The following is a 7226-nucleotide window of genomic DNA, read 5'->3' as shown; positions in this document are numbered from 1 at the left end:
TGCAAATGTTAATTTAGTACTTCCACTATAATTTAACTGTATATATAACCAGTACCGTCGGATTTTATGACTAAAGCCAACATATAACAAAAACTCGATTACGTCCGTTCCAATATCTCATAAACATAGATCTGAAACCTGCATGTCGCTTTCCAATCATTCTAAAGTTCATCTCTTCGAAAACTAATCAAATGCCTTCGCACAACACACTCTTGAGAGCAATGAAATAACTACCGTAGCCGTATCTCAAGCATGGTTTAAGGTTGCTCTTGCTTTCCACACATAACAAAGGAATTTACATACATGGCTTACACATGGATTCGATACATTGTTAGTGACAATGTCACACAAGCAGTTCTTTTACTAGGTGTTGCCAATGACCTAAATCAGGTGAATAACCCAACTCCCTTTATCTATCCGGCTGTTTTATTTCATGTCAAATAGCGTGTTTTGTGTCTTTATTACGCTCGTTCTTATCGTCATTTCGAACAACAAACCTCATACAGCATAAAATACTGACGACATAGTCATTGAAAAGCCTCGAACGAAACCGCATGTTCACTAAATACAATAAGCCATTGATAAACAACATAAATAAGATATAACTCATTATTTTGGCTCAACTCTTTTCATGCAGATTCTATGCCTTTTTCATAGATTAAGCCAATTTACACCTTTAAATATATTTAGTTATAGTGCGTCAGGAACCTAAAAAACAAGAGCATTACTGCTCTTGGTCTTTTTTGAACTCTTTACGAATATCTTCGGCTACTTGCTTAATCGCTTGGGCGGTACTCATGCCATTAGCCATTAGTTCTTGAATGCGTTCAACCGCTTTCTGCTGCTCTTCGTGAGTCAGCGGAGGTAAATCATCAAACATAGTGTTTCCTTTGGTTCTGCCCTACTCGTCTGCGAAGTCGACAGTCTTACTGATTATACGCTTGTCCTGAAACAGGATTGGGCCTTGCCATTGTGATTGTGTCATCGAGACGCTTACAACATAACGATTTGGCGGTACTGCGTTGGCAGGTAGTCTAACAGGATAGGTAGATTCATACGACTTATTCCAAACCGTATTGTACTTGCCATCCTTATAGTCATAGACCGTAACTTTTTGCACAGGCAATGGACAGTAACGATTCAGCAATCGCTTTTTATCGACCGTCCAACTGTCTTGAGAATCCCAACGCACCACGTGCACAGGGTCAGCATCGCTCATAATTAACCAATGCGTCCAAAGTTGTTGCGCATTATCTTCTAAAACAAGCTGGTACAAACCTGATTTTAATGGCTTATTTAAACTGTACGTTGCTTCGGTATGTTGCAAGGTACGGTTATCGTCGGTGGTTTCTTGGTAGCTGCGTTGATCGATAACGTTATTCGAGATGCTCGAATCTGGCCATGCGATCAGTTTGACCGAAACCAATGGTTTATCAGTCAAAATATTCAAAGCCAGTTTGTTCGACAATCGACCAGGTCGTTGCAGTGACACTTTCTCGATAGTGATTGAGTCAATCCAACTTGGGAAGCCCTCAGCGATTAAGCTTTTACCACAGTCTTTTTCCGTGGCTTGTTTTAGCAATGAATCCAAGTGCGACGCTAGGCTATCGGTAGACTCCTGTTGCCACACTTGTACCATGAGCTCAAACATTCCATTGAGATCATCTTCTAACAGTTTTTGATGCATTTGCGTAACGATATTATTTTCTTCAAACCACTGGGCATTCGCCGTTACTGGCGTGGCAAGCGGTAATAATAATAACGTCGCTAACAATCGCTTCATTAGCTTTTCATCTTGTAACCAACGCCACGTAAGGTTTCGATATCGATACCCGGCAGTTTTTGACGCAGTTGCAGTACGTGAGTATCAACCGTACGCGTTGTTGGGAAATGGTTATAACCCCATACGTGATCCAACAATTCGTCACGAGTGAATACACGACCAAGATTGCTAGCTAGGAACATAAGCAAATCAAACTCGGTACGAGTTAGTGAAATACTTTCATCGTGGTAATACACTTCACGCGTTGCTTTATCAATCACTAAGCTGTCTGTGGTTACTTTTGAATCATCAAATTGTGACTCACCATCAACCACGCGTAAGTTTGCGCGAATACGAGCAAATAGCTCAGCTTCTGCAAATGGTTTGGTCAGATAATCGTTTGCACCAGCATCAAGGCCAGATACTTTATCTTTTACGGTCACGAGCGCCGTTAATAAAATAACCGGCACTGGTTTGATTGCTTTCCACTCCGCAAGGTGTGAAATCGAATCACCATCGGGTAATTGTCTGTCTAAAATAACCAAATCTGCTTTTGACCATAACTCAGTCGTCGCAGCAATAGTTTCAGAATGCAGACAGGTGTAGCCAGCTTGTTCTAAGCTCACTAGCAGGCCATCGGCCAAGTTTTTATCATCTTCAACGAGTAGTAGTGTCTGTTCCACAAGGGATCTCCATCACAAATTTTGTCGGTGGGCCGATAAGTTTCATCTTGCCCCCCATTCTGCCCACCATAGATTCAACAATGGTCAAGCCTAAGCCTAAGCCAGCTTCGCTAACGAAAGGTTTGCGTACTTGCTTCCAATCTTTAGCGCTGAGTTGACCTTGGTCTTGAACCTCAATAGTGAGCGTATTATCACTTCTATGTACGTAAAGTTTTACTTTACCTACACCGTACTTAATAGCGTTGTTGACCAAGTTATCGATACACGTACCTAGCCAATAAATATTGATTTGCACTTCAATGTCTTTGTCCAGTTTCAGCTCAACGTCACCGGGATAATTTTCTACTTTATATTCGAGCCATTCTTGCATCGACGGCAGATGCTCAGTTGCTAGTGCTTGATTATCCGACTGCAGATAATCTTTACTCGCCTCAGCTAACTGACGTAACCTTCGTGAGTCTTCACACAAACGCCTAAACTCGTCATATACCGATTCCGGTAAGCGTTCAAATTCACGACGAAAGCCTTCAACCGTCATAGATAAACTGGCAATCGGCGTGCGTAACTCATGAGTTAAGATCTGTAATATTAACATGCGACTGCGCATTTCTTCGCGCTTGCTGTTCCAACGATAAATAGACCAACCGACAATCAGGGTGACGTTCAAGAACACTAATACATAGACTAAGTTCTTGATAAGGTGGCTATTATCGTGTTGCTTCCAACAAATATTACCTCGTTCGAAGAAACATTCGCTCACTTGAGAAATGGGCATAAAACTCAGCTCGGCTTGGGTCGCATTTTGCTCTAGCGCTTTAATATCAAACACAAAGTAACTATCGCCCTTACGAAGCCAAAATTCTTTGTCTTGTAAGAACATAGGCGCGCCCGATAATAACGAGGCAATGCCATCACTGTGCATCACTTGCAAGCGACCAAGCAAAGTGCCTGGCTCAGCCAATTTTCGCTCACTGATGTGCATGTAAGGCTCAAGCTCTTTAGCGAGCTCTGGATGTGCTTTTACATAGCGAGCAGCATACGTACCGCCCCCTGGATGAATGGGGTTTGAACGAGCAAACCATTTTAATGGCAGTTTGGTACCGCGACACATGGCTCGCGTAAACACCAATGGCTCGGTAACTGCCGGGCTAAGAGGCAGCTTTCCTTTGCAGTTTTGCTCCAAACGATACAGCAATTGAATATCCTTTAACGGATACTTGCTGGTTTGCGGCAACATAGAATTTGGGTCAATTAAAGCGGTAGGAAAATCCGCTTGGATGACCTGCATATCGTACACATCTTTAGCATCTTTAAAGACGAACAAACCCACCAAAGCATCTAATCTTTGGGGCAGTGTTTTCGCCATTAATACAGGGCTTACTAGCAGTAAGCTGATGAATAGAAGTAAAGTTCTCAAAGAGTACAACATGTTTTAACTGGAATTGTGTCACTATACTCCCAAACCGTCATGCGTTCCAAATCCAACGCCAATATTGACAACGAAATGACAGATCTGTGCCTTAACTATACAAAAATTGAACAGTCTTTTACAAAATGCTTTCCATACATAGATGATATGGTTGATTGATCAGTTATTTAGGTAATCAATTGAATTAGAAATTAAATAAGCAATAAAAAATCCGATAAACAAAGTTTATCGGATTTTTAGCAAACTCAGCTTTAATACACAGCGATAAACGCGAATCTCGGCTTATGTTTTCTCATTTAGCCCATTAAAGATGCTCAATAATCTTCATGCACGACTCTTTCGCATCGCCAAACAGCATCGAAGAATTCTCTTTAAAGAACAATGGGTTTTGTACGCCCGCGTAACCTGTGTTCATTGAACGTTTGAACACCACCACGTTTTGCGCGTTCCATACTTCAAGTACAGGCATGCCTGCAATTGGGCTTGTTGGATCGTCAAGTGCGGCAGGGTTTACGGTGTCGTTAGCGCCGATAACAAGCACAGTATCCGTTTCAGGGAAGTCGTCGTTGATTTCGTCCATTTCTAAAACGATATCGTACGGCACTTTTGCTTCAGCAAGCAGTACATTCATGTGTCCTGGTAGACGACCCGCTACTGGGTGAATACCAAAGCGAACGTCAATGCCTTGCGCGCGAAGCTTTTCAGTGATTTCGTGCACTGGGTATTGCGCTTGAGCTACGGCCATGCCGTATCCCGGAGTGATGATTACTGACTTCGAGTTTTTCAGCATTTCTGCCACTTCTTCAGCGCTGGACTCTCTGTGCTCGCCCTGCTCTTCATCACCTGTAGAGACTGCAACTTCTTGACCAAAGCCACCTGCGATGACACTGATAAATGAGCGGTTCATTGCCTTACACATGATGTAGGACAGAATGGCGCCCGAAGAACCCACCAATGCACCCGTTACAATCAATAGATCGTTAGCAAGCATGAAACCTGCTGCTGCGGCGGCCCAACCAGAGTATGAGTTCAACATAGAAACCACTACTGGCATATCGGCGCCGCCAATTGACGCCACCAAGTGATAGCCAAAAGCAAACGCAATTAGCGTCATCAAGAACAGTGGCAATAAGCCGCCGTCGCTACCTAAGTACCATTTCATTAGCAATGCTGAGACAACAATGGCTGCCAAGTTGAGCTTGTGCTTATGCGGTAGGTTTAAAGGTGATGACGAAATTACGCCGCGCAATTTACCAAAGGCGACGATGGAACCGGTAAAGGTCACTGCACCAATGAATACGCCGATATACACTTCAACAAGGTGAATCATATGCTCAGCGTGAGTGGTTAAAATTGGCGCGTCAATAAGGCTGTTGTAACCCACTAACACTGCAGCCATACCCACAAAACTGTGTAGGATTGCCACCAATTCTGGCATTTCGGTCATTTCCACTTTTCGAGCAAAGTGAATACCAATACCACCACCGATCACCATGGCTAACAGAATCCATGCGATGCCACTAGAGTGTGGACCAAAGATAGTCGCAAGTAAGGCAATCGCCATACCTGCAATACCATAGTAATTACCTGCACGTGCACTTTCCTGTTTAGAAAGGCCCGCCAGACTCATGATAAAAAAGACAGCAGCAATAATATATGCGGCTTGAACTAATCCTGCAGACATTCGTTACTCCTTAGTCTTTACGGAACATTTCTAGCATACGCTTAGTGACCGTAAAGCCACCGAAGATATTGATACTAGCAATTAATACAGCGATAAATGCAAGGAAGGTGACAACACCATCCCCTTGCCCGACTTGGAGCAATGCGCCGACGATGATAATGCCTGAAATGGCATTCGTTACCGACATAAGTGGCGTGTGCAATGCGTGTGTTACGTTCCAAACGACGTAGTAGCCGACAATACATGCCAACACAAATACAGTGAAGTGCGCTAAAAACGCCGCTGGAGCCACAGATGCAACCCAAGCAAATGCGCCAACACCTACCGCCAGTCCAATCAGTTTTTTCACAGGAGACGTAGGCTCTTCAACTTTAGGTTCCGCTTTAGCTGGCGCAGCTTTAGGAGCGGCTTGAGGCTGAGCTGAAACTTGAATTGGTGGCGCAGGCCAAGTGACTTCACCTTCTTTAACTACGGTGACGCCACGCAGTACAACATCTTCAAAATCGATATTGATGGTACCGTCTTTCTCTTTGCAAAGCAGTTTTAGAAGATTAACCAGGTTGGTGCCGTAAAGCTGTGAAGATTGAGTTGGCAGGCGACCTACCATGTCGGTATAACCAATGACTTTTACTCCATTGGCGGTAGTCACCACTTTATCGGCTTCTGTGTAAGCACAGTTACCGCCGTTTGCCGCGGCAAGATCGACAATCACGCTACCCGCTTTCATGCTATCAACCATTTCTTTGGTGATAAGCTTAGGCGCAGGGCGACCAGGAATAAGTGCGGTTGTGACTATGATATCAACGTCTTTCGCTTGAGCGGCATACAGCTCTTCAGCTTTTTTGTTGAACTCATCTGACATTTCTTTCGCGTAACCATCACCGGCACCGGTATCTTCCTGGAAGTCCACTTCCAAGAACTCTGCGCCCATTGATTCCACTTGTTCTTTTACTTCAGGACGAACGTCAAACGAGCGTACGATTGCGCCAAGACTGCCTGCAGCGCCAATCGCCGCAAGACCGGCAACACCTGCGCCTGCAACCAAAACTTTGGCAGGTGGCACTTTACCAGCAGCGGTAATTTGCCCGGTGAAGAAACGACCAAACTCATGCGCCGCTTCTACCACAGCGCGGTAGCCTGCGATATTTGCCATTGAACTCAATGCATCTAGTGCTTGCGCACGTGAGATACGCGGCACTGAATCCATCGCCATTACATTAATGTTTTTGCTGGAAAGCTTTTCCATCAACTCTGGGTTCTGTGCTGGCCAAATGAAGCTGACTAAGCTTGCTCCATCTTTTAACAGTTCAATCTCTTCATCTGATGGTGCGTTGACCTTCAAAATCAGATCAGCATTCCATACCGTACTGTGGTCAACAATGGTTGCCCCAGACGCTGCAAACGCTTGATTATCAAAACTGGCTAACGCGCCCGCTTCCTCTTCTATTGAGACTTCAAATCCCAATTTTATAAGCTGCTCCACCGTTTTAGGTGTGGCGGCTACTCGTGTTTCACCCGCGAGACTTTCTCTAGGTACACCAATCTGCATAGCTATTCCCTACTATTGGCACAAAATAAAAAATCTTGGCTCGACTGCCTTGTCATTTGGCAGAAACGTTACCAAGCAATCACAAAAAGTTATCATCATTGTTTACTATAAAACAACAC

The 7226-nt window shown here is 44.1% G+C and carries 7 protein-coding genes; 1 reads left to right on the top strand and 6 read right to left on the bottom strand.

The window, feature by feature from the left end:
- Positions 1–303 precede the first annotated feature (303 nt).
- The gene (locus VHA01S_RS18350) at positions 304–444 is read left to right on the top strand and encodes a hypothetical protein (protein WP_156916962.1); all 141 of its coding nucleotides are present in this window, start codon (positions 304–306) and stop codon (positions 442–444) included.
- Positions 445–724: 280 nt separating this feature from the next.
- Here the strand turns inward: VHA01S_RS18350 and VHA01S_RS18055 are convergent, their stop codons facing one another.
- From VHA01S_RS18055 to pntA, 6 genes are all read right to left on the bottom strand, one after another.
- Positions 725–880, bottom strand: coding sequence for a YoaH family protein (locus tag VHA01S_RS18055; RefSeq protein ID WP_021713585.1), 156 nt, complete (start codon positions 878–880; stop codon positions 725–727).
- A 21-nt stretch (positions 881–901) separates the two neighbouring features.
- The gene (locus VHA01S_RS07635) at positions 902–1783 is read right to left on the bottom strand and encodes a DUF2861 family protein (protein WP_023403781.1); all 882 of its coding nucleotides are present in this window, start codon (positions 1781–1783) and stop codon (positions 902–904) included.
- Positions 1783–2445: a response regulator transcription factor VxrB gene (gene vxrB, locus VHA01S_RS07630; RefSeq protein ID WP_023403780.1), complete on the bottom strand. Its 663-nt coding sequence runs from the start codon at positions 2443–2445 to the stop codon at positions 1783–1785. The genes VHA01S_RS07635 and vxrB overlap by 1 nt, the downstream gene beginning before the upstream one ends.
- Positions 2420–3874 carry a sensor histidine kinase VxrA gene (gene vxrA, locus VHA01S_RS07625; RefSeq protein ID WP_023403779.1) on the bottom strand — a complete coding sequence of 485 codons (1455 nt, stop codon included), beginning with the start codon at positions 3872–3874 and terminating at the stop codon, positions 2420–2422. The genes vxrB and vxrA overlap by 26 nt, the downstream gene beginning before the upstream one ends.
- A 304-nt stretch (positions 3875–4178) precedes the next feature.
- A complete protein-coding gene (pntB, locus tag VHA01S_RS07620; RefSeq protein WP_023403778.1) occupies positions 4179–5558 on the bottom strand; it encodes a Re/Si-specific NAD(P)(+) transhydrogenase subunit beta in 1380 nt (459 codons plus the stop codon).
- A gap of 10 nt (positions 5559–5568) precedes the next feature.
- Positions 5569–7107, bottom strand: coding sequence for a Re/Si-specific NAD(P)(+) transhydrogenase subunit alpha (gene pntA, locus VHA01S_RS07615; RefSeq protein ID WP_023403777.1), 1539 nt, complete (start codon positions 7105–7107; stop codon positions 5569–5571).
- Positions 7108–7226: the final 119 nt, after the last annotated feature.

It is taken from the genome of Vibrio halioticoli NBRC 102217, assembly GCF_000496695.1.
Taxonomy (GTDB): Bacteria; Pseudomonadota; Gammaproteobacteria; order Enterobacterales; family Vibrionaceae; genus Vibrio; species Vibrio halioticoli.
This window is presented reverse-complemented; position numbering and strand designations above follow the sequence as displayed.